Genomic DNA, 20,746 nt, shown 5'->3' on the forward strand with positions numbered 1-20,746 from the left:
CGCGTGGCCTTCACGCTCTACGGCCGCGGCTGGTGCCATCTGTGCGACGAGATGCAGGTCGCGCTGGCGCTCGTCGCGGCCGAGTTCCATCTGCCGGTGACGGTGATCGACATCGACACCGATCCCGCGCTGGTCGAGCGTTACGACGAGGACGTGCCGGTGCTGCTGCTGGATGGCGTGGAAGTGTGCCGGCATCGCTTCGACGAAGGCGCGGTGCGCACCGCGCTGTCGCGGCGGCCGGCCGGCTCGGGCGCTTGATGCCGGCTGGGCGCGGCCCGATCGGGCCCCGGGCGCCGGGGCCCGGAAAGCAAGGCCGTCGCGGCCGGCCCAGCAGGTTTCGTGCCGTTGGCGCGGCAAGCCCGCCAAAATGCCGCCCCGGCCAGGCCTTTTCGGCTAAAATAGGCTGTTTTTTCACCGACTTACACAAGGCGTGCTCCGCAGTCGTCGAGCGCGCCTTTTTCGCTTGATCGGCACTGAATGGATCATATTCGCAATTTCTCGATCATCGCGCACATCGACCACGGCAAGTCGACGCTCGCGGATCGCATCATCCAGGTATGCGGCGGCTTGACCGACCGCGAGATGGAAGCCCAGGTGCTCGACTCGATGGATCTCGAGCGCGAGCGCGGCATCACGATCAAGGCGCAGACCGCCGCGCTGTCGTACCGCGCGCGCGACGGCAAGGTCTACAACCTGAACCTGATCGATACCCCGGGGCACGTCGACTTTTCCTATGAAGTCAGCCGTTCGCTGTCGGCCTGCGAGGGCGCGCTGCTGGTGGTCGACGCCAGCCAGGGCGTCGAGGCGCAGACGGTCGCGAACTGCTACATGGCGATCGAGCTCGGCGTCGAGGTGGTGCCGGTCCTGAACAAGATCGACCTGCCCGCCGCCAACCCCGAGAACGCGATCGAGGAAATCGAGGACGTGATCGGCATCGACGCGACCGACGCGACGCGCTGCAGCGCCAAGACCGGCCTCGGTGTCGAGGACGTGCTGGAGTCGCTGATCGCCAAGGTGCCGGCGCCCAAGGGCGATGTCGACGCGCCGCTGCAGGCGCTCATCATCGATTCCTGGTTCGACAGCTACGTCGGCGTGGTGATGCTGGTGCGCATCGTCAACGGCACCCTGCGTCCCAAGGAAAAGATCAAGCTGATGGCGACCGGCGCGCAGTACCCGGTCGAGCATATCGGCGTGTTCACGCCGAAGTCGCGCAATCTCGAATCGCTGTCGGCCGGCCAGGTGGGCTTCATCATCGCCGGCATCAAGGAGCTGACGGCCGCCAAGGTGGGCGACACCGTCACGCACGCGGCCAAGGCCGCGCCCGAGCCGCTGCCGGGCTTCAAGGAAGTGAAGCCGCAGGTGTTCGCCGGCCTCTATCCGGTCGAGGCGAACCAGTACGACGCGCTGCGCGAATCGCTCGAGAAGCTCAAGCTCAACGACGCCGCGCTGCAATACGAGCCGGAAGTCTCGCAGGCGCTTGGCTTCGGCTTCCGCTGCGGCTTCCTCGGCCTGCTGCACATGGAGATCGTGCAGGAACGTCTCGAGCGCGAGTTCGACATGGACCTGATCACCACGGCCCCCACCGTGGTCTACCAGGTGGTGCAGAGCAACGGCGAAACCCTCGTGGTCGAGAACCCGGCCAAGATGCCGGATCCGGGCCGCATCGAGGAAGTCCGCGAGCCGATCGTCACGGTCAACCTGTACATGCCGCAGGACTACGTCGGCTCGGTCATCACGCTGTGCGAGCAGAAACGCGGCTCGCAGATCAACATGCAGTACCACGGCCGCCAGGTTCAACTGACCTACGAAATCCCGATGGCGGAGATCGTGCTCGACTTCTTCGATCGCCTGAAGTCGGTGTCGCGCGGTTATGCCTCGATGGACTACGAGTTCAAGGAATACCGCGCCTCGGACGTGGTCAAGGTCGACATGCTGATCAACGGCGACAAGGTCGATGCGCTGTCGATCATCGTGCACCGTTCGCAGTCGCAGTACCGCGGCCGCGAGGTGGCGGCCAAGATGCGCGAGATCATCCCGCGCCAGATGTACGACGTGGCGATCCAGGCCGCGATCGGTGCGAACATCGTGGCGCGCGAGAACATCAAGGCGCTGCGCAAGAACGTGCTGGCCAAGTGCTATGGCGGCGACATCTCGCGAAAGAAGAAGCTGCTCGAAAAGCAGAAGGCCGGCAAGAAGCGCATGAAGCAGGTGGGTTCGGTCGAGATCCCGCAGGAAGCGTTCCTCGCGATCTTGCGTGTCGAAGACAAATAACAGGACTGATCCTTTTATGAATTTCGCATTGATTCTTTTTGTGCTCGTCGTCTTGACGGGTATTGCGTGGGTGCTGGACAAGCTGGTGTTCCTGCCGGGCCGTCGCAAGGCCGCCGACGAGGCCGCCGCCGAATTCGACCGCCAGCAGGCGCGTGTCGGCGAGCGCTTCGCCGACGAGAACGCCGCCGAGACGCGCGCCAAGCTGCGCGACGATAAGCTGCGCCAGCCGTGGTGGCTCGAATACACGGCGAGCTTCTTCCCGGTGATCCTGGCGGTGTTCGTGGTGCGTTCCTTCGTGGTCGAGCCGTTCAAGATCCCCTCGGGCTCGATGGTGCCCACCCTGCTGGTGGGCGACTTCATCCTCGTCAACAAGTTCGACTACGGCCTGCGCCTGCCGATCACCAACCAGAAGATCACCGCCGGCCGGCCGCTGGCGCGTGGCGACGTGGTGGTGTTCCGCTATCCGAAGGACGAGTCGGTCGACTACATCAAGCGCGTGATCGGCCTGCCCGGCGACACCGTCCAGTACTACGACAAGAAGCTGACCATCAACGGCCAGCCCGTGCCGGAAACGCCGCTGGCCGACTACTTCGACGAAGAGCGCATGAACTACGCGAAGCAGTACGAGGAGAGCATCGACGGCCGCAAGAACGCGATCCTCAACAACCCGGCCGTGCCGCCCTTCGTGATGGGCGCCGACGACTTTCCCTACAAGAGCAACTGCGAGTACAACGAGCACGGCGTGACCTGCAAGGTGCCGCCGGGCCACTACTTCATGATGGGCGACAACCGCGACAACAGCGCGGACAGCCGCTACTGGGGTTTCGTGCCCGACAAGGACCTGGTCGGCCGCGCCTTCTTCATCTGGATGAACTTCAGCGATCTCAAGCGCATCGGCTTGTTCCACTGAACGTCGCAATCCTCGCCAGCATTGCGCCATGGCCGGGCGCAATGCTGGCAAATCACTTCAAGAACCGGCGGTAACACCGCTGCCACACGCCTTTTCGTGCCCGGCATCCGTCACTCGACGGCACCGGCGCCCGCGTTATACTCCTGCACATGCCTCAGTCCCAGTTGGAAAGCCGGCTGCGCTACGAATTTCGCAATGCGGAATTGCTGCGTCAGGCTTTGACCCATCGTAGCCACAGCGCCACGCATAACGAACGGCTCGAGTTTCTCGGCGATTCCGTTCTCAATTGCGCGGTGGCCGCCCTTTTGTTCCAGCGCTTCAGCAAGCTGGACGAAGGCGACCTGTCGCGCGTGCGGGCCAATCTCGTCAAGCAGCAGTCGCTGTACGAGATCGCTCAGGCCCTCAATATCTCCGAAGGCCTGCGGCTCGGCGAGGGCGAGCTGCGCAGCGGCGGCTTCCGCCGCCCGTCGATCCTCGCGGACGCGTTCGAAGCCATCATCGGGGCGGTCTTCCTCGATGGCGGCTTCGAAGCCGCCCAGGGGGTGATCAAGCGCCTCTATATCCCGATCCTCGACCACATCGATCCGCGCACGCTGGGCAAGGACGCCAAGACGCTGCTGCAGGAGTATCTGCAGGGCCACAAGATCGCGCTGCCCACCTATACCGTGGTGGCCACGCATGGTGCGGCGCACAACCAGCAGTTCGAGGTCGAGTGCACGGTGCCCAAGCTCGATATCAAGGTGTCGGGTTCGGGCGCGAGCCGCCGCGCGGCCGAGCAGGCCGCCGCGAAGAAGGCGCTCGACGAGGTGATGGCGCGGCCGATGGCGGCCGCCAAGCCGAAGCGCTCGAAGAGCGCGCGGGCCTCCAAGGCCGAGCCGGAGATCGTGCCGGGCGTGAAGGGTGTGCAGGAAGCGCTGGACCTGCGCTCGACGCCGGAACGCAAGGAGCGCGCCGCTGCCGCGCCGGGCGAGGCCGCCAAGGCACCGGCGGAAACGGCTGCCGAGCGTGGCGCGCCGGTGGCCGTGATCCGTGCCGGCGCGCATGCCGAAGCTGGCGCCGACAAGGTCGAGCGCGCGGAACGTGCGGTAAGACCTGCCGACAAGCCGGCGCCGGCCGTGGCCGAGAAGCTGGTCGCCAGCGACAAACCCGCCGACAAGCCTGCTGACAAGCCCGCCGAGAAATCCACGGAAAAACCCGCCGGCGACAAGACCGCGCCGGCCGCCGACAAGCCCGAAGCCGCCTCGCGCGGCGCCGGCGCCCCGGATCGGACGTTGCGTGCACGCGACACCGCCGCGACGCCGTCCGGCGAGCCGGACGCCGATCTCGCCGCCGCGCCCCTGCGCGTGGCCGATGCCGGCCATTGAATCCCTGATCCATCCGCGAGCCGCGTCGTGCGGCCCGCCCCGAATTGCAGCAGCCTGATATGAACGCACCCGCCACTCCCGCCGGTTTCCGTTGCGGCATGATCGCCATCGTCGGCCGGCCCAACGTCGGCAAGTCGACGCTGATGAACGCGCTGGTCGGCCAGAAGATCAGCATCACCTCGCGCAAGGCGCAGACCACGCGCCACCGCATCACCGGCATCCACACGCTGCCCGACGCGCAGTACATCTTCGTCGACACGCCCGGTTTCCAGACCCGCCACAGCACCGCGCTGAACCGCTCGCTGAATCGCACCGTCACCTCGACGCTGACCAGCGTCGACGCGATCCTGTTCGTGATCGAGGCGGGCCGCTTCGGTCCCGACGACCAGAAGGTGCTCGACCTGATCCCGAAGAGCGTGCCGACCCTGCTGATCCTCAACAAGCTCGACCGGATCACCGACAAGAGCTCGCTGTTCCCGTTCCTGAAGCAGATGGGCGAGCTGCGCGAGTTCGCCGAGGTGGTGCCCCTGTCGGCCAAGCATGTCGACGACATCAGCCGCCTGATGGAAACGGTCAAGCCCTACCTGCCGGAAGGCGAGCCGATCTACGGCGAGGACGACCTGACCGATCGCAGCTCGCGCTTCCTCGCCGCCGAGATCCTGCGCGAGAAGGTGTTCCGCTGGACCGGCGACGAGCTGCCGTACACCAGCACCGTGATCATCGACAAGTTCGAGGAGGAAGGGCGCCTGACGCGCGTGTTCGCCACCATCCTGGTCGAGCGCGATTCGCACAAGGCGATGGTGATCGGCAAGAAGGGCGCCAAGCTCAAGCAGATCAGCACCGAGGCGCGGCTCGACATGGAGAAGCTGTTCGATGGACCGGTCTATCTCGAAACCTTCATCAAGGTGAAGAGCGGCTGGGCCGACAACGAAGCAGGGCTCCGTGCCTATGGGTACGAATGAGGACACGCACGGCGCCGACGAGCTTCCCGTGTCCGTCGTCGATCCGGCGCCGCCGTTAGCGTCGGCGGCTTCCTCCGCGCCGGCCGCTTCCGCTGCTCCCGCCCCGGCCGCCGAGCCGGCGCCGGCGCGCAAGCCGCGCCGTCCTTCCGCGCGCGCTTCCGACTTCCGCGTCTCCGAGCAGCCCGGCTTCGTGCTGCACAGCTATCCCTATCGCGAAACCAGCCTGATCATCGACGTGCTGACGCGCGACCACGGCCGCGTTGCGCTGGTCGCGAAGGGCGCCAAGCGCCCGCATTCGGCGCTGCGCGGCGTGCTGCAGACCTTCCAGCCGCTCTCGCTGTCCTGGTCCGGCAAGTCCGAGATGCGCACCCTGACCGGCGCCGAGTGGGTCGGCGGCATGCTGCCGCTGGGCGGCGACGCGCTGCTCTGCGGCTTCTACGTCAACGAACTGCTGGTGAAGTTCTGCGCGCGCGAGGATCCGTTCCCGCCGCTGTTCCAGCATTACCTCGTGACGCTGGCGCGGCTCGCGCACGACGAGCCGGCCGTGCAGGTGCTGCGCTCGTTCGAGCGCGTGCTGCTGCGCGAGACCGGTTATGCGCGCGCGCTGAACCGCACCACGGCGCGGCGCGCGGTGCAGCCCGAGGGGCGCTACGTGTTCGACCCCGAGCGCGGCGTGCGCGAGGCCAGCGACGAATTGCCGGCCCACTGGCCGGTGGTCGCGGGCCAGACATTGCTCGACATGGAGGAGGACGATTACCATCGTGCCCAGACCGTCGCGCAAAGCAAGACGCTGATGCGCTTCCTGCTCAACACCTATCTGGGCGGCACGCCGCTCGCCACGCGCCAGATCCTGATCGACCTGCAAAACCTATGAGCTTCTTCCTGACCGCGCCGACCGTCATCGATCTCGGCGTCAACATCGATCACGTCGCGACGCTGCGCAACGTGCGCGGCACCGCCTATCCCGACCCGATCCGCGCCGCGCTGGCCGCCGAGCAGGCCGGCGCCGACGCGATCACGCTGCACCTGCGCGAGGATCGCCGCCACATCCGCGACGCCGACGTGCGCGCGCTGCGCCCGCTGCTCACCACGCGCATGAACCTCGAATGCGCGATCACCCAGGAGATGCTCGACATCACCTGCGAGGTGCAGCCGCACGACGCCTGCCTGGTGCCCGAGAAGCGCGAGGAGCTGACCACCGAGGGTGGCCTCGACGTGGCCGGCCATTTCGAGAGCGTGCGTGCCGCCTGCCGGCAGCTCGCCGAGGCGGGCGTGCGCGTGTCGCTGTTCATTGATCCCGATGCCGAGCAGATCCGTGCCGCGCACGAGGCCGGCGCGCCGGTGATCGAGCTGCATACCGGCGCCTACGCCGAGGCGCACGACGCGGCCGGCCAGCAGCGCGAATTCGAGCGCGTGGTGGCCGGCGTGGACGCCGGCGTCGCGCTGGGCCTGAAGGTCAACGCGGGTCACGGCCTGCATTACACCAACGTGCAGGCGATCGCCGCGATCGACGGCATCGTCGAGCTGAACATCGGCCACGCGATCGTCGCGCAGTCGATCTTCACCGGCTGGGACAACGCGGTGCGCGAGATGAAGGCGATCATGGTCGCCGCGCGCGTGGCCGCGCGTCACGGCGGCCGCTGAGCCCGGGCCGCGCTCATGGCCATCTACGGCATCGGCACCGACATCGTCCAGGTGAGCCGGATCGCGGCGGTGCTCGAACGCACCGGCGGGCGCTTCGCCGAGAAGGTGCTCGGCCCCGACGAGCTGCGCGTGTTCGCGGCGCGCCGCAAGCGCTCCGAGGCGCGCGGCATCGCCTTCCTCGCCACGCGTTTCTCGGCGAAGGAGGCGTTCTCGAAGGCGATCGGCCTCGGCATGCGCTGGCCGATGACCTGGCGCGCCCTGCAGACCCTCAACGAAGCGAGCGGCCAACCCTATGTGCTGGCTTCCGGCGAGCTCGCCGCGTGGCTGGCCGAGCGGCGCATCACGGCCCGCGTGACGGTCAGCGACGAACGCGACTACGCGGTGTCCTTCGTGGTCGCCGAGGTGCCCGACGACGGCGCGCCTGCCGCCGTCGCCGCCCGCGACTGAACTTCCTTTTTCCACGGACCCGATTCGATGAAACCGACTCCCGGCCCCGTCATGCTCGATGTGGTGGGCACCACGCTCACGCGCGACGACGCGCGCCGCCTCGCGCATCCGCGCACGGGCGGCGTGATCCTGTTCGCGCGCCACTTCGAGAACCGTGCCCAGCTCTGCGCGCTGACCGACGCGATCCGCGCGGTGCGCGAGGACATCCTGATCGCGGTCGACCACGAAGGCGGCCGCGTGCAGCGCTTTCGCACCGACGGCTTCACGGTGCTGCCGGCGATGCGGCGCCTGGGCGAGCTGTGGGACAAGGACGTGCTGCACGCCACCAAGCTCGCCACCGCGGTGGGCTACGTGCTGGCCGCCGAGTTGCGCGCCTGCGGCATCGACCTGAGCTTCACGCCGGTGCTCGATCTCGACTACGGCCGCTCGAAGGTGATCGGCGATCGCGCCTTCCATCGCGACCCGCGGGTGGTCACGCTGCTGGCCAAGAGTCTCAACCACGGGCTCGCGCTGGCCGGCATGGCGAACTGCGGCAAGCATTTCCCCGGCCACGGTTTTGCCGAAGCCGATTCCCACGTCGCGTTGCCGACCGACGATCGCCCGCTCGAGCAGATCCTCAAGCTCGACGCGGCGCCTTATGACTGGCTCGGCCTGTCGTTGTCGGCGGTGATCCCGGCGCATGTGATCTATACACAGGTCGATGCGCGCCCGGCCGGTTTCTCGTCGATCTGGCTGCAGCGCGTGCTGCGCGAGCGGCTCGGCTTCACCGGCGCGGTGTTCAGCGACGATCTCTCGATGGAGGCGGCGCGCGCCGGCGGCACGCTCGCGCAGGCTGCCGACGCGGCGCTCGAGGCCGGCTGCGACATGGTGCTGGTCTGCAACCAGCCCGAGCAGGCCGAGAAGGTGCTCGACGAGATGCAGGCGGAGGTTTCGGCCGAGTCGGCGCGCCGTATCCGCCGCCTGCGCCCGCGCGGCAAGCCCGCCAGCTGGGACAAGCTGATGCGCCGGCCCGAGTACCAGCGTGCCTCGGCCCTGCTGCGCGAGACGCTCGGCTGATTGGTCTCGCCTCGGGTCATCAACGACAAAGGCCGCGCTAGGCGCGGCCTTTGTCGTTAACCAGCAGCACGGGGCAGTGTTCCCGCCCGGTTCGCTCAATTCATCTTCATGCGCTGCAGCTTGTTATAGAGCGTCTTCGGGCTGATGCCGAGCAGGGCGGCGGCGCGGTGCCGCGTGCCGCCGACCGCGTCGAGCGTGGCGCGGATCAGCAGGTCCTCGACGTCCGACAGCGGCGTGCCGACGCGCACCTGCACGCTGCTGCCGTTGAGTGCGGCGCCCGGCACGAACACGCCGTCGTTGGCGCGCAGCGTCTCGATGAAATCGCCCGAGGCCTCGTAGGCCAGCCGCACGCGTTCGCGCAGCTCGCGCACGTTGCCGGGCCATTCGTAGGCCAGGCATTCGCGCACGAAGTCGGGCGCGATGCGCTTGTCGACCGCGCCCAGGCCGGCCTGGCGTGCTTCGCGGTTGAGATCGTCGACGAAGGATTCGGCGATCTGCAGCATGTCGTCGTCGCGTTCGCGCAGCGGCGGCAGCGCGATCGAGGTGGCGTCCAGACGCAGCCACAGGTCCTCGCGCAGCGTGCCGTTGTCGAGCGCCTCGCGAGCCGGGCGGCGCGAGGTGGCGATCAGCCGGAAGTCGGTCGCGATCTCGGCCGAGCCGCCGATGCGCATGAAGGCCTGCGAGTCGAGCGCGCGCAGCAGCGCTTCCTGGATCGACAGCGGCAGCGAGGTGATGTCCTTGAGCAGCAGGGTGCCGCCGCTGGCCTGCTCGAACAGGCCCGGCTCGCGTCGCTCGGCACCGCCGTAGGTGCCGCGTTCGCGGCCGAACAGCATGCTCTCGATCACGATGCTGCCGAGTTCGAGCACGCGCGGCAGTTGCAGCGCGGCGCGGCAGTCGAACTTGATGAACGGGCCCTTGCGGCGCCGGCTCAGGTCGTGCAGCGCGCGGGCGGCGGCTTCCTTGCCGGTGCCGGCCTCGCCCCACAGCAGCACCGCGGCCTCGCTGCGCGCATTGCGCTCGATCATGTCGTAGGTGTGCTGGATCGCGTCGCTGCGGCCGATCAGCGGGCCGAAGCGGCCGAGCCGGCGCAACGTGGTGCGCAGCGACTGCACTTCCTCGATCAGCTCGTAGGGGCGCGGGATCCGCGCCAGCAGGCTGCGCAGCCGCGGGATGTTGACGGGCTTGAGCAGGTAATCCCAGATGCCATGCCGCAGCCCCTCGATCGCGCTCTCGACCGTGGCATTGCCGGTCAGCACGATCACCGGCAGGCCGCCGTTCGGCTGCTGCGGCTGGGGCAGGTGCTGGAGCAGGTCGAAGCCGCTGCCGTCCGGCAGGTTCAGGTCGACCAGCACCACGTCGGGGATGGTCCGCGCCAGCGCGGCGCGGGCCTCGGCGAGCGAGGTGGCCGTGTCGACCGTGAAGCCGTCCGCGGCGAGCAGCGCCGTCAGGCCGGACAAGCTGTTGGGATCGTCTTCGACTATGAGGGCGTGTGGCATGGTGTGCGGAATGTTCAAAGGGCCGGCCGTACGTGACGGGCGTGTGCGCCCTATTGTTCGATTAGAGTCGGAATTTTATGTCCCTCGGCGCCGCTAGCGTACGGTATTTGCGGTTGAAAGCAAAAGAGTTACCGAAGATACAAATTGATGCCTTTTCTGTATGACGACGCATCGGCTTTTGTGCATCGCGGCTTTGGCGCAATAATCTGGCTCCGGAAAAGAAAAAGCGCCCCGAAGGGCGCTTTTTCAAGCCGTTTGCGCGAACTTATGCGCGGCTGCGGTATTCGTTGGTGCGCGTGTCGATTTCGATCTTGTCGCCGGTGTTGCAAAAGAGCGGCACTTGCAGCTCGTAGCCGGTGGCGATCTTGGCGTTCTTCAGCACCTTGCCCGACGAGGTATCGCCCTTGACGGCCGGTTCCGTGTACGTGATCTCGCGCACGATGACGGTCGGCAGGTCGACCGAGATGGCCTTCTCGTTGTAGAACACGACTTCGCAAGCCATGCCGTCTTCGAGGTAGTTCAGCGCGTCGCCCATCATTTCCGCTTCGACTTCGTACTGGTTGTAGTCGGCGTCCATGAACACGTACATCGGATCGGCGAAGTACGAGTAGCTCACTTCCTTGCGGTCGAGCACCACCACGTCGAACTTGTCGTCTGCCTTGTAGACCGATTCCTGGCCTGCGTTGGTCAGCAGGTTCTTCAGCTTCATCTTGACGACGGCGGAATTGCGGCCCGACTTGTTGTATTCGGCCTTCGCGACGACCCACGCGTCACTGCCGACCATCACGACGTTGCCTACGCGGAGTTCCTGTGCGGTTTTCATATCAAAACTGTCCTGTGCAAAAAATTTGTCCTGACGTTGCGCAACGGCCGACAACGCAAGCGAGGGCGGTGGGGCCCGGGCTTGACCGATCCGGCCCGGGTAGCGCCGGGTAGCTCGAGGCGCCGGGGCCGGAACGCGCTTGCGTGGTCCGCCGTTGGATAACCGCTTATTTTAACTGAGTTTTTGTGAATTCCGCCAGATTTCCAGCGAGATCGCCGACCGCCGCCAGTTCCTCCGCCCAGGCGCCGGCGCGCGCCTCGAAGGCGGCGCGATGGGCGATGAAATCGGCCCAATCCGGCGTGCCCGCGCCGTTCCAGGCGTGCCAGAAGCGCGCGGCGGCCTCGCGCGCGGGCTCGGGCAGGCCGGCGGCGAGATGGGCGAGCGCGGCGTCGAGCTTGGGCAGGTGCGCGTCGTCGCCCTGTGGATAGATATGCCAGACGAATGGCTTGCGCGCCCATTGCGCGCGCACGAAGGAATCCTCGCCGCGCACGAAGTTCAGGTCGCTGGCCCAGAGCAGGGCGTCGTAGTCGGGCTGGGCGACGAAGGCCAGGCCGTGGGCGCTGAGCCTGCCCGCCGTGGCCCGGCTGCCGGCGCCGAAGCGCGCCAGGCCGAAGAAGGCGGCGATTTCCGGGCAGATCCGGCCCTCCGGCACCAGCAGCACGATCGGCAGTTCGCCGTCGCGCCATTGTTCCAGCAGCGGACCCAAGGCGGGATTCTCGTAGGCGAACAGCGAGATCACGCAGGCCTCGCGCGCCGGCGCCGAAGCGCCGGTGGCGCGCCGCCACCAGGCCTCGCGCGCCTCGGCCGAGGCCTCGAAGGCCTCGCGGCGCGCATCCAGGCCGGCTTCCTTGAGCACGCCGCCGGTGCCGGGGCCGAGCCCGGGGAAGAAGAAGCTCTTCAACAAGGCGTGGCGCGGATGCGGCGAGGGGCGCTGGTGGAAATCGGCGACCCAGTCCTCGGCGCTCAGGTATTCGAGGTTGATCCAGGCCGGCGCGCGTTCGCGGCGCGCCATCGCGGCCACGTACTCGGCCGGCAGTTCGCAGCCGAAGGCCTCGATCACCACGTCGGCGATCGCCAGCGTGTCGCCGGCATGGACGGGCTCGCCCCAGTGTTCGATGGCGATGCCCTCGACATGCTGGCGCCTGGCGGCGGGATCGACCGCCGGCGCCAGGCGCGCGAAGGTATGCAGGTCGTCGACGATCAGGCGCAACTGCCAGCCGTGCTCGCGCGCGAGCTGGGTGGCCAGGCGCCAGCACACGCCGATGTCGCCGAAGTTGTCGACCACGGTGCAGAAGATATCGCAGGCGATCGGCTCGGGAAGGGCGGCAGCGTCAGGGATCGGGGGCATCGAAGAAACCGGGGTGAATGCTCTAAACTGGCGATTCTAAATGACCTGTTCGCGCGCCACGGCGCCCGGATCACGCATGACAGCCCCCGATCAGTCCGACCCGTCCTCCTCGCCCAGCCAGTCCGAATCGCCGCCCGTGCCCGCCCCGGCCGACGTGCCGTTCGAGCCGAAGCCGATCCTCGCGCAATTGCCGCACCTGCCAGGCGTCTATCGCTACTACGACGCCGGCGGCGCGGTGCTCTATGTCGGCAAGGCGCGCAACCTGAAGAAGCGCGTCTCGAGCTACTTCAACAAGACCCAGTTGTCGCCGCGCATCGCGATGATGGTCACGCGCATCCGCAAGATCGAGACCACCGTGACGCGCTCGGAAGCCGAGGCGCTGCTGCTCGAGAACAACCTCATCAAGGCCCTGGCGCCGCGCTACAACATCCTGTTTCGCGACGACAAGTCCTATCCCTACCTGAAGCTGACCGGCCATGCGTTTCCGCGCATGGCCTATTACCGCGGCGCCGTCGATCGCAAGAACCAGTATTTCGGGCCGTTCCCGAGCGCCTGGGCGGTGCGCGAGAGCATCCAGATCCTGCAGCGGGTGTTCCAGTTGCGCACCTGCGAGGATTCGGTGTTCAACAATCGCACGCGGCCCTGCCTGCTGCACCAGATCGGCCGCTGCACGGCGCCCTGCGTCGGCGCGATCGAGGCGGAGGATTACGCGCGCGACGTCTCGAACGCCTCGCGCTTCCTGCTCGGTCGGCAGAACGAAGTGATGAAGGAGCTCGAGCAGAAGATGCACGCCTTCGCGGCCGAGCTGAAGTTCGAGCAGGCCGCGGCGGTGCGCAACCAGATGAGCTCGCTGTCGACCGTGCTGCACCAGCAGGCCATCGAGGTCGGCAGCGAGAGCGACGTCGATATCCTGGCCGTGGTGGCGCATGGCGGGCGCGTCTGCGTGAACCTGGCGATGGTGCGCGGCGGCCGGCATCTCGGCGACAAGGCCTATTTCCCGGCGCATGCCGACAGCGCGATCGCGCTGGCGGCGGGGCGCGACGAGCAGGCGGAAGATGCCGACGAGGAGGCTGCGATCGTCGAGGATCTGGCGGCGGCGGTCGGCACCTTGCCCGGCGATGTCGATGCGCAGGCGGCCGCGCCCGAAGCCGATGCGGCGGGCGCGGCGCCGTCCGTCGAGCTGCCGGCGTCCTTGGCGGCCGGTGACGATGCCGCTGTTCCGGCCGAAGAATTGACCGAGGCAGCCGAAGCAACCGAAGCGGAAGCCGATCCGGCCGGCATCTCGATCGAGACCGAGGTGCTCGAGGCCTTCATCGCCCAGCACTATCTCGGCAACCGCGTGCCGCCCGTGCTGGTGGTCAGCCACGCGCCGGCCAATCGCGAGCTGATCGACCTGCTGGTCGAGCAGGCCGGCCACAAGGTGGCGGTGCTGCGCCAGCCGCAAGGCCAGAAGCGTGCCTGGCTGTCGATGGCCGAGCAGAATGCGCGGCTCGCGCTGGCGCGGCTGTTGTCCGAGCAGGGTTCGCAGCAGGCGCGCACGCGCGCGCTGGCCGAGGTGCTCGGTTTCGAGGCCGAGGACCTGGCCCAGTTGCGCATCGAGTGTTTCGATATCAGCCACACCATGGGCGAGGCGACGCAGGCTTCCTGCGTGGTGTTCCATCACCACAAGATGCAGTCGGGCGAGTATCGCCGCTACAACATCACCGGCATCACGCCCGGCGACGACTACGCGGCGATGCGCCAGGTGCTCACGCGCCGCTACGAGAAGATGGTCGAGCAGGCGGCTCAGACGGCAGCCGCCGATGCGGCCGCCGGCATCGACGGCGACGCGACGCGCGCCAGCGCCGCCGCCGCGCTGCTGCCGAACATCGTGTTGATCGACGGCGGCAAGGGGCAGGTGGAGGTGGCGCGCCAGGTGTTCACCGAACTTGGGCTCGACGTGTCGATGCTGGTGGGCGTGGCCAAGGGCGAGGGGCGCAAGGTCGGCCTGGAGACGCTGGTGTTCGTCGACGGCCGCCCCTCGCTCGAGCTCGGCAAGGAAAGCGCGGCCCTGATGCTGGTCGCGCAGATTCGCGACGAGGCACATCGCTTCGCCATCACCGGCATGCGCGCCAAGCGTGCCAAGACGCGCCAGACCTCGCGGCTGGAGGAGCTCGAAGGGGTCGGCGCGAAGCGGCGCCAGCGCCTGCTGGCGCGCTTCGGCGGCTTGCGCGGCGTGGTGGCCGCGAGCGTGGAGGAACTGGCCAGCGTGGAGGGCATCTCGCACGCGCTGGCCGAGCAGATCTACCGCCAGTTGCACTGAGGCGGCGCGGGGCCTTCGGGCCGCGGATTCCGCTCGGCTTGTGGCAGGCCGGGCGGCGCGGCACAATTGCACATCCTTTACACGTCCAGCCCGTCATGCCGTTCAATTTCCCGATTTTCCTGACTTGGGTGCGAATCGTGCTAATTCCGCTCGTCGTCGGCCTGTTCTACCTGCCGGACGTGATGATGAGCGTCGAGCATCGCAACCTCGCGGCCGCGCTGGTATTCGTGCTGGCCGCGCTGACCGACTGGTTCGACGGTTTCCTGGCGCGCAAGTGGAACCAGACCTCGGCGTTCGGCGCCTTCCTCGACCCGGTGGCGGACAAGCTGATGGTGACGGCCGCGCTGCTGATCCTGGTGCAGCTCGCGCGCATCGACGCGGCGATCGCCCTGGTGATCATCGGTCGCGAGATCGCGATCTCGGCGCTGCGCGAATGGATGGCGCAGATCGGCGCCTCGAAGAGCGTGGCGGTCAATTCGCTCGGCAAGTTCAAGACCGCCTGCCAGATGGTCGCGATCCCGATGTTGCTGTACTATGGCGCGCTGCCGATTGGGGGCGGTATCGCGATCGACACCCGCGTATGGGGGCTCTGGCTCATCTACCTCGCGACGGTGCTGACGATCTGGTCGATGCTGTACTACATGAAGCTGGCCTGGCCGCAGATCCGCGAGCGAGGCGGTGCGATGTGAGATTTTTCAGGTGTCGAGAAAAAGGGTGCGAAAAACGCTTGACACACTGAAACAGCTTCTACATAATCTCATTTCTCCGCTGCACTGAAACGAACGCAGCAGCGAACGAAGCAAAAGCGCGGAGATGCCAGCAAGTAATGTGGCGATGGCAGCAGGAAGCAAAACGCGGGAGTAGCTCAGTTGGTAGAGCGCAACCTTGCCAAGGTTGAGGTCGCGAGTTCGAGACTCGTCTCCCGCTCCAGATTCAAGCAGCGTTTTGTTGAAGCGGTAGTGGTTCGGCAAGGGCTGGATTTTGCAGGACATGCGGGAGTAGCTCAGTTGGTAGAGCGCAACCTTGCCAAGGTTGAGGTCGCGAGTTCGAGACTCGTCTCCCGCTCCAAAACAAGGGGAAGCCAGGCTTCCCTTTTTGTTTGGCGAATTTTCCGGCTTGCCGGGTTTGCCAGATAAAAATCTGCGGTCGTTGCATCGGTATCGCGACGGTCGTCAGTCCGCTTATGGCGCGATAGCAAAGCGGTTATGCAGCGGCCTGCAAAGCCGTGTAGGCCGGTTCGACTCCGGCTCGCGCCTCCAGAAAAAGCCCCGCGTTTGCGGGGCTTTTCGTTTTTCCGGCGCTCATCTCTTATCTGCACGCCAGCGGGAAACGGCTGCATCCTAATAGTCCGTTTGCCTGGACGGCTCGATGGTCGACGAGCCTGCCGGTTTCTCGCGAGAGGGACAATCGGCCACGTCTCCACAACGGGCGCCTGCAACCTTACGTCGCTCGACGCTCCATTCTTCCTCGGTTATTAATCGGATCCTCAGCAACCGAGGGGCCAGCAAGTGAAGCGAAACTATCTCCGGGTGGGCGATTGTTCGACCAGCGGCGGGAGGGTTGTCGACGGCATTCCGTCCATGACTTGCGACGGTGTCGAACTGACCTATGTGGGCGCCGGGGTCAACTGCCCGGCGTGCCGCCAGTCCGGCATCATCGTTGCCGCGGGGCCGCGCTGGGCGGATGACTTGATGGGCCGCCAGGCAGCGCTGGAAGGTGATGAGGTCGCATGCGGATGTGATCCGCGCCCGACGATGGTCGCGTCGCAATGCTCGATGTTTCAATCGTTCGAGTCGAACGAACTGCGCCGCATGGGTTTCACTTCACCGGGCCTTCAACGGGTGCTCGATCCCGAGCTTGCCCAGCCTTCCAGCGGTATCTGCCTCTCCTGCATGCTTGTCGCCGCCAGGTGTGCCGCGTCGATGATCGTGCGGCAGTGATCGACCATGAGCATTCGGATCGTTTTCGAGGCATGGCGGGAGCGCGCGCGTTTGCCGGTACGTCTGTTCGGGCTCGCCGACGGCCTGCTGTATTCCGAAGTGTCAGGCGTATTCCCGAATCGCACCGGGGACTCGACCATGGCCTTGCTCGATGCGACGCCTGATGCATCACCTGCGGATGCCGGCCCGTGGATGTTCGACTGCGAACGGATCGACAGCGATACGCAAGCCGCGTTGGCAAGGCTCGCGCAGAGCGAATATGGCGTCAGCTGGATTGTCAGCGCGTATCAGGTGCGACAGCTTGCATCGGAGCTTCGCCAGCGCCTGGACGCGACCTTGCCGGACGGCAGACACGCCATGCTCCGCTACTACGATGCCCGCGTCATGCGATATCTCGCGCCGGCGCTCGGTTCGAGCGAAGGGACGATGTTCTTCTCCCCGACGTTCGACTGGTTGATCGAGATCGACGGGAAGTTGTCCAGGGCACATCCTCATGCCGCTTGAGCTCACGCCGGCACATCTATCGGCACTGGCTGAAGGCGAAGCCCGCAACTTCGTCGATGGCGTGCGTCGAGACCTGATCAGGGACGATCCCGCCTTGGAGCGGGACATTGATCTCGATAGCCGTCTTCGGCATGCGTATCGAGCAGCCCGGACACTCGGCATTCAAGACAGCGAACATCTCGTCCGGTTTCTGGCGATCGAGGCGTATTCGCGTGATGGCTTTTACGACAAACCTGCAACGCGGGCCTGGCTGTCCAAGCCAGGTCGAAGCGCCGACGAGCGCTTTCACGTCTACGTCCAGGAAATCACCTGGCGATCCAAGCATCCAGATAGTCTGAAAGGAGTCCGGCATGGCGCTTCCATTGATCCCCTTGCTGGCAGTCGCAGCGGTGGAAGCCGGCCCGGTCTTGTCGGCTATTGGCGGCGCCTTGTTGGGCGGCTCGGTGGCGGCAGGCGTGGCTAGTATTGGGGGGAGTACGGCGCGAACGAAGGACGATGCACAAGCCGCGTCAAGGACGATCGTCGACTCTCGGGAATCCTGCAAATCGTGTCCGCCCGCGACGAGCGGCACGAAGGTCCGAAATAATCACGGCGTGAATTGGCCGGCCTATGAATATCAGGCACGAGTGACCGGCTTCGCCTTCGACACGGAAGCCTGCCGCTGGAGCGACGAGTGGACTTGGCAGGGGACCGACTACGATGGTTTCAGGCCGGGGGAGTGCCTGCTGCAGGAGGCGAAGGGGAACTATGATCAATTCCTGGACGGGTCGATTCCCGGCGCAGATGAATTCTTCATGGGTTTCCGCGCGATGATGGACATTGCAACGATCCGCTCGCGCCGTGTGCAAGCGAACCCGCCTACGAGGCTGCGGTACTACTTTCAAGGACGTTTGACTTATCAGAAACTGTCCGCCGGCCTGAGGAAGCTTCATGTTGAATCTGAATACTTTCCTTGAGCGCCCTTCATGAAACTCGAATGCACGATAAAGCGCGGTGGAATTCCGCTGACAGACTTCTTCATGCTCTTGAACAAGGTCGGTGCGATCATCGACGTTATCGCGACCAGTGAGCCGCAGCTGTCGCGATCGTCCTGGCGGATGAAGGGCTATTCGCTCGAAGCGGCGCAAAGCAGGGAGGTCTACGAGGCAGGTGGCGCACCGAGCTCGACAGCAATTGAGACGTTGCGGCGCGAGCGTGCCGATGAATCGATAGCGTCGCTTGCTATATGGGGTGGCCAGGTCAATCAGGAATTCGGTGCGTCGATCGAAGTTCTGGCGTGCGGTGGGGATTTTCCCGACACAGTCACGATCGAGGTTCGGGGGGCGTTTGTCGACGCAAAGAAGGATGCTGTCGTGGCCATCGTGACGAGAGCCGCGCTGGAATTCATGCCAACGGCAATTTCAGCGACGCCGAAAGGTTATGAGGAGCAGCAGGCATTCGACGATCGTCCCGGCGTGGGCTGGATGCTGTACCTCCCCGTCGAGCTGACTGCGCAACAGATTCCGGAGGCACGGGAACTGATTCCGGTCCTCTCGCCCGATGGCGAGCGACGCCTTGGCACGATCATCGTCAGCATCAAGGACGAGCCGTTCTCGATCGACAACGAAGCCCACCTGGTAGCGGCGCACGATATCGAGGTGCGGCTCATTTCCATGGATCTGCTGCCACGCTTCACCGACATTTAACCCAGGCACCTTCTCCGCGCCGCATCACCCCGTCACCACCGCGAACTCCAGCCCCGATTCGAAATCGAGCGTGGTGCTCGAGATGCGCGGATGCGCATCGAGATAGCGCTTGAACGGCTGCACCGCCTCGCCGGCCGTGTACATATTGTCGGCCAGCACGATCGAGCCGGGCCGCAGCAGCGGTTCGACGCGCTGAAACAGGCGCAGATAGAGATCGGCCCAGACGTCGATGAACACGATGTCGAACGGGCCGTCGAGCTGCTCAAGGGTCTCGAACGCATCGCCCTCCCGCAACTCGACATATCGCTCGACCTCGGCCGTCGCGAGATGATCGCGCAGGCGCGCGCACTTCATCGCGTCGCGCTCGGTGGCGATCACGGTGCCGCGCCCGAGCGTGCGCAGCGCATCGGCGAAATACAGCGTCGATACGCCGTAGGAACTGCCGAGCTCGAGGATCCGCATCGGCCGGTGCGAGAGCACCAGATTGCGCAGCAGGCTGCCCAGCTCGGCGGAAATCGCCAGCGACAGACTCGTGCCGCGCGAGCGCTCGCTGTCGTCGTCCCCCGACAAACCGTAATCGCTGAGGAACTGCCCCTTCAGCCGCGGCGCCAGCGCCTCGTACTGGCTGACGAGATCCAGGAACGTGGCGCTGTCGCCGAGAAACTGGGCGCGGGCACGGCCGATCAACTCGGCGCGATTCTGTTCGTGCAGGCGTTGCAGCAGCACATGGCTCGATGTCGTCATCTCCATCCCTCGTATCGAAATAGCACGCCGCCGGGCAGCCGGCGCTCAGCGCGCCCGGGCCAGCTTGATCGCGTGTTCCGGGCAGGCCTCCACGCAGCGTCCGCAGGCGCGGCAGGCATCGGCATTGGGCGTATAGGCCACCTTCATGCCGTGCACACGCAGCTTGAAGCGATTCAGCATGCCGAGCCCGCGATAATCGGCCTCGTCGATGCGCCGGATCTCGAACACGTCCTCGGGGCAGACATCGAGGCAATCGCCCTTGCCCTCGCAGCGGCGCAGGTCGACCACCGGCACGATCACGCCCGGCTCCTGTTTGCAGACGACCTTCAAGGTATCGCGCATGCTCACTCTCCCTCGTTCGCGCGCGGGCTGCGGCGCGCATGCCAGGCCGAGCGGAAGCGCTCGCGTTCCTCGGGGGTCATGGCTTCCCATTTGCGCCAGTGGCGCCGGCGGTGCCAGCCGCCATGGCCGCGAAAGCCGCCGAACAGGATGCGGCTCAGCACCAGCAGGCCAAGCGCATGTGCAAGGTCGATGCTGCGCGCACCGACGAACAGCGCCGGCATCACCCAGTTCCACAACATCATCACGGCCCAGCCGAGCACGACGATCGCCACCAGCGCGAACACGGCCTTGGCAATCCATCTGATTCGACAATTCATCCTTCCACTCCTAGATATCGAGTTCGTCATAGGTGGCCTGCAGCCGCGCGCGCAGATGCAGGACCGCGTAGCGCTTGCGCGCCAGCAAGGTGTTGACGGCCACGCCGCTGTCGGCGGCCATGGCCTTGAAGCTGAGTCCTTCGAGTTCGTGCGCGATGAACACCTCGCGCTGGTTGGCCGGCAATTCGTCGAGCGCTTGCTGCAGGGCCTTGAGCACCACGCCGCGCGCATACAGCGCTTCCGGGCCGGCGTCGTGGGCGGGCAGGGCGAGGTCGAGCCGATAGTCGTCGCCGTCCTCGCCCTGGTCGACGAGCTCGGCCAGCGGCTGTTCCTTCTTCTTGCGGAAGCGGTCGATGATGCGGTTGCGCGCGGCGCGGAACAGCCAGGCGCTGGCCTGCTCGATCGGCGCGGGCAGCCGGTAGGCCTGCACGAAGTCGTGGAAGACATCCTGCAGGATGTCCTCGGCGTCGCTCGGGTCGCGCACCCGGCGCCGGATGAAGTTTCCGAGCTTGGTGCGTTCGCGCGAGATCGTCGCGCTCATGTCGCGGTCTCGGTCGGTCATCGGGTCCGGGTTCGTTGGCGAGTCCATGC

At 66.2% G+C, this 20,746-nt stretch carries 23 protein-coding genes and 3 tRNA genes; 19 read left to right on the top strand and 7 right to left on the bottom strand.

The window, feature by feature from the left end:
- The first annotated feature begins 3 nt into the window (after positions 1 to 3).
- From F3J10_RS08870 to nagZ, 9 genes are all read left to right on the top strand, one after another.
- The gene (locus tag F3J10_RS08870; RefSeq protein WP_167241906.1) at positions 4 to 258 is read left to right on the top strand and encodes a glutaredoxin family protein; all 255 of its coding nucleotides are present in this window, start codon (positions 4 to 6) and stop codon (positions 256 to 258) included.
- A 219-nt stretch (positions 259 to 477) separates the two neighbouring features.
- Positions 478 to 2,271 carry a translation elongation factor 4 gene (gene lepA / locus F3J10_RS08875; protein ID WP_013697084.1) on the top strand — a complete coding sequence of 598 codons (1,794 nt, stop codon included), beginning with the start codon at positions 478 to 480 and terminating at the stop codon, positions 2,269 to 2,271.
- A 16-nt stretch (positions 2,272 to 2,287) separates the two neighbouring features.
- The gene (gene lepB / locus F3J10_RS08880) at positions 2,288 to 3,181 is read left to right on the top strand and encodes a signal peptidase I (RefSeq protein ID WP_013697085.1); all 894 of its coding nucleotides are present in this window, start codon (positions 2,288 to 2,290) and stop codon (positions 3,179 to 3,181) included.
- Positions 3,182 to 3,330: 149 nt separating this feature from the next.
- Positions 3,331 to 4,545 (top strand): ribonuclease III, encoded by a 1,215-nt coding sequence (gene rnc / locus F3J10_RS08885; protein ID WP_167241907.1) that lies wholly within the window; start codon positions 3,331 to 3,333, stop codon positions 4,543 to 4,545.
- Between the two features lie 59 nt (positions 4,546 to 4,604).
- Positions 4,605 to 5,507 (top strand): GTPase Era, encoded by a 903-nt coding sequence (era, locus tag F3J10_RS08890; protein WP_013697087.1) that lies wholly within the window; start codon positions 4,605 to 4,607, stop codon positions 5,505 to 5,507.
- The gene (gene recO, locus F3J10_RS08895) at positions 5,494 to 6,381 is read left to right on the top strand and encodes a DNA repair protein RecO (RefSeq protein ID WP_025098846.1); all 888 of its coding nucleotides are present in this window, start codon (positions 5,494 to 5,496) and stop codon (positions 6,379 to 6,381) included. The genes era and recO overlap by 14 nt, the downstream gene beginning before the upstream one ends.
- Positions 6,378 to 7,151, top strand: coding sequence for a pyridoxine 5'-phosphate synthase (pdxJ, locus tag F3J10_RS08900; RefSeq protein WP_036052296.1), 774 nt, complete (start codon positions 6,378 to 6,380; stop codon positions 7,149 to 7,151). Before recO ends, pdxJ begins: the two co-directional genes overlap by 4 nt.
- Before the next feature lie 15 nt (positions 7,152 to 7,166).
- On the top strand, positions 7,167 to 7,598 hold the full coding sequence (gene acpS / locus F3J10_RS08905) for a holo-ACP synthase (RefSeq protein WP_025098848.1): 432 nt from the start codon (positions 7,167 to 7,169) through the stop codon (positions 7,596 to 7,598).
- A gap of 27 nt (positions 7,599 to 7,625) precedes the next feature.
- Positions 7,626 to 8,654: a beta-N-acetylhexosaminidase gene (nagZ, locus tag F3J10_RS08910; protein ID WP_013697091.1), complete on the top strand. Its 1,029-nt coding sequence runs from the start codon at positions 7,626 to 7,628 to the stop codon at positions 8,652 to 8,654.
- 95 nt (positions 8,655 to 8,749) lie between these two features.
- Here nagZ and F3J10_RS08915 read toward each other — a convergent pair whose 3' ends face one another.
- The 3 genes from F3J10_RS08915 to earP form a co-directional block, all read right to left on the bottom strand.
- A complete protein-coding gene (locus tag F3J10_RS08915; protein WP_025098849.1) occupies positions 8,750 to 10,150 on the bottom strand; it encodes a sigma-54 dependent transcriptional regulator in 1,401 nt (466 codons plus the stop codon).
- A 265-nt stretch (positions 10,151 to 10,415) separates the two neighbouring features.
- A complete protein-coding gene (efp, locus tag F3J10_RS08920) occupies positions 10,416 to 10,973 on the bottom strand; it encodes an elongation factor P (protein WP_025098850.1) in 558 nt (185 codons plus the stop codon).
- 166 nt (positions 10,974 to 11,139) lie between these two features.
- Positions 11,140 to 12,321, bottom strand: coding sequence for an elongation factor P maturation arginine rhamnosyltransferase EarP (gene earP / locus F3J10_RS08925; protein WP_167241908.1), 1,182 nt, complete (start codon positions 12,319 to 12,321; stop codon positions 11,140 to 11,142).
- A 76-nt stretch (positions 12,322 to 12,397) separates the two neighbouring features.
- Between earP and uvrC the strand changes: the two genes are divergently transcribed.
- From uvrC to F3J10_RS08975, 10 genes are all read left to right on the top strand, one after another.
- Positions 12,398 to 14,623: an excinuclease ABC subunit UvrC gene (uvrC, locus tag F3J10_RS08930; RefSeq protein WP_205200220.1), complete on the top strand. Its 2,226-nt coding sequence runs from the start codon at positions 12,398 to 12,400 to the stop codon at positions 14,621 to 14,623.
- A 95-nt stretch (positions 14,624 to 14,718) separates the two neighbouring features.
- Entirely contained in the window at positions 14,719 to 15,312 is a 594-nt protein-coding gene (gene pgsA, locus F3J10_RS08935) for a CDP-diacylglycerol--glycerol-3-phosphate 3-phosphatidyltransferase (RefSeq protein ID WP_013697096.1), read from the top strand.
- A gap of 165 nt (positions 15,313 to 15,477) precedes the next feature.
- A tRNA-Gly gene (locus F3J10_RS08940) sits at positions 15,478 to 15,553 on the top strand.
- 62 nt (positions 15,554 to 15,615) lie between these two features.
- Positions 15,616 to 15,691: transfer RNA gene (locus F3J10_RS08945), tRNA-Gly, on the top strand.
- Between the two features lie 117 nt (positions 15,692 to 15,808).
- A tRNA-Cys gene (locus F3J10_RS08950) sits at positions 15,809 to 15,882 on the top strand.
- Between the two features lie 249 nt (positions 15,883 to 16,131).
- Positions 16,132 to 16,563: a PAAR domain-containing protein gene (locus tag F3J10_RS08955; protein WP_167241909.1), complete on the top strand. Its 432-nt coding sequence runs from the start codon at positions 16,132 to 16,134 to the stop codon at positions 16,561 to 16,563.
- A gap of 6 nt (positions 16,564 to 16,569) precedes the next feature.
- Complete coding sequence (locus F3J10_RS08960; RefSeq protein WP_167241910.1) at positions 16,570 to 17,067, top strand: DUF4123 domain-containing protein; 498 nt, start codon at positions 16,570 to 16,572, stop codon at positions 17,065 to 17,067.
- Positions 17,057 to 17,530: a hypothetical protein gene (locus tag F3J10_RS36625; RefSeq protein ID WP_345791195.1), complete on the top strand. Its 474-nt coding sequence runs from the start codon at positions 17,057 to 17,059 to the stop codon at positions 17,528 to 17,530. Before F3J10_RS08960 ends, F3J10_RS36625 begins: the two co-directional genes overlap by 11 nt.
- Complete coding sequence (locus F3J10_RS08970) at positions 17,418 to 18,023, top strand: restriction endonuclease fold toxin 5 domain-containing protein (protein WP_167241912.1); 606 nt, start codon at positions 17,418 to 17,420, stop codon at positions 18,021 to 18,023. The genes F3J10_RS36625 and F3J10_RS08970 overlap by 113 nt, the downstream gene beginning before the upstream one ends.
- A gap of 9 nt (positions 18,024 to 18,032) precedes the next feature.
- Positions 18,033 to 18,752 (top strand): Imm52 family immunity protein, encoded by a 720-nt coding sequence (locus tag F3J10_RS08975; protein ID WP_167241913.1) that lies wholly within the window; start codon positions 18,033 to 18,035, stop codon positions 18,750 to 18,752.
- A 24-nt stretch (positions 18,753 to 18,776) separates the two neighbouring features.
- Here the strand turns inward: F3J10_RS08975 and F3J10_RS08980 are convergent, their stop codons facing one another.
- The 4 genes from F3J10_RS08980 to F3J10_RS08995 are packed head-to-tail and all read right to left on the bottom strand — an operon-like array spanning position 18,777 to position 20,717.
- The gene (locus F3J10_RS08980; protein WP_167241914.1) at positions 18,777 to 19,496 is read right to left on the bottom strand and encodes a class I SAM-dependent methyltransferase; all 720 of its coding nucleotides are present in this window, start codon (positions 19,494 to 19,496) and stop codon (positions 18,777 to 18,779) included.
- A 45-nt stretch (positions 19,497 to 19,541) separates the two neighbouring features.
- Positions 19,542 to 19,838, bottom strand: a complete 297-nt coding sequence (locus F3J10_RS08985) for a 4Fe-4S dicluster domain-containing protein (RefSeq protein ID WP_025098859.1) — start codon at positions 19,836 to 19,838, stop codon at positions 19,542 to 19,544.
- Positions 19,839 to 19,840: 2 nt separating this feature from the next.
- Positions 19,841 to 20,155 (bottom strand): hypothetical protein, encoded by a 315-nt coding sequence (locus F3J10_RS08990; RefSeq protein ID WP_013697149.1) that lies wholly within the window; start codon positions 20,153 to 20,155, stop codon positions 19,841 to 19,843.
- A gap of 10 nt (positions 20,156 to 20,165) precedes the next feature.
- Complete coding sequence (locus tag F3J10_RS08995; protein ID WP_085963591.1) at positions 20,166 to 20,717, bottom strand: sigma-70 family RNA polymerase sigma factor; 552 nt, start codon at positions 20,715 to 20,717, stop codon at positions 20,166 to 20,168.
- Between the last annotated feature and the right edge of the window lie 29 nt (positions 20,718 to 20,746).

The sequence above is a fragment of the Burkholderia sp. Cy-637 genome, from assembly GCF_011753175.1.
GTDB classification, from domain to species: domain Bacteria; phylum Pseudomonadota; class Gammaproteobacteria; order Burkholderiales; family Burkholderiaceae; genus Burkholderia; species Burkholderia gladioli.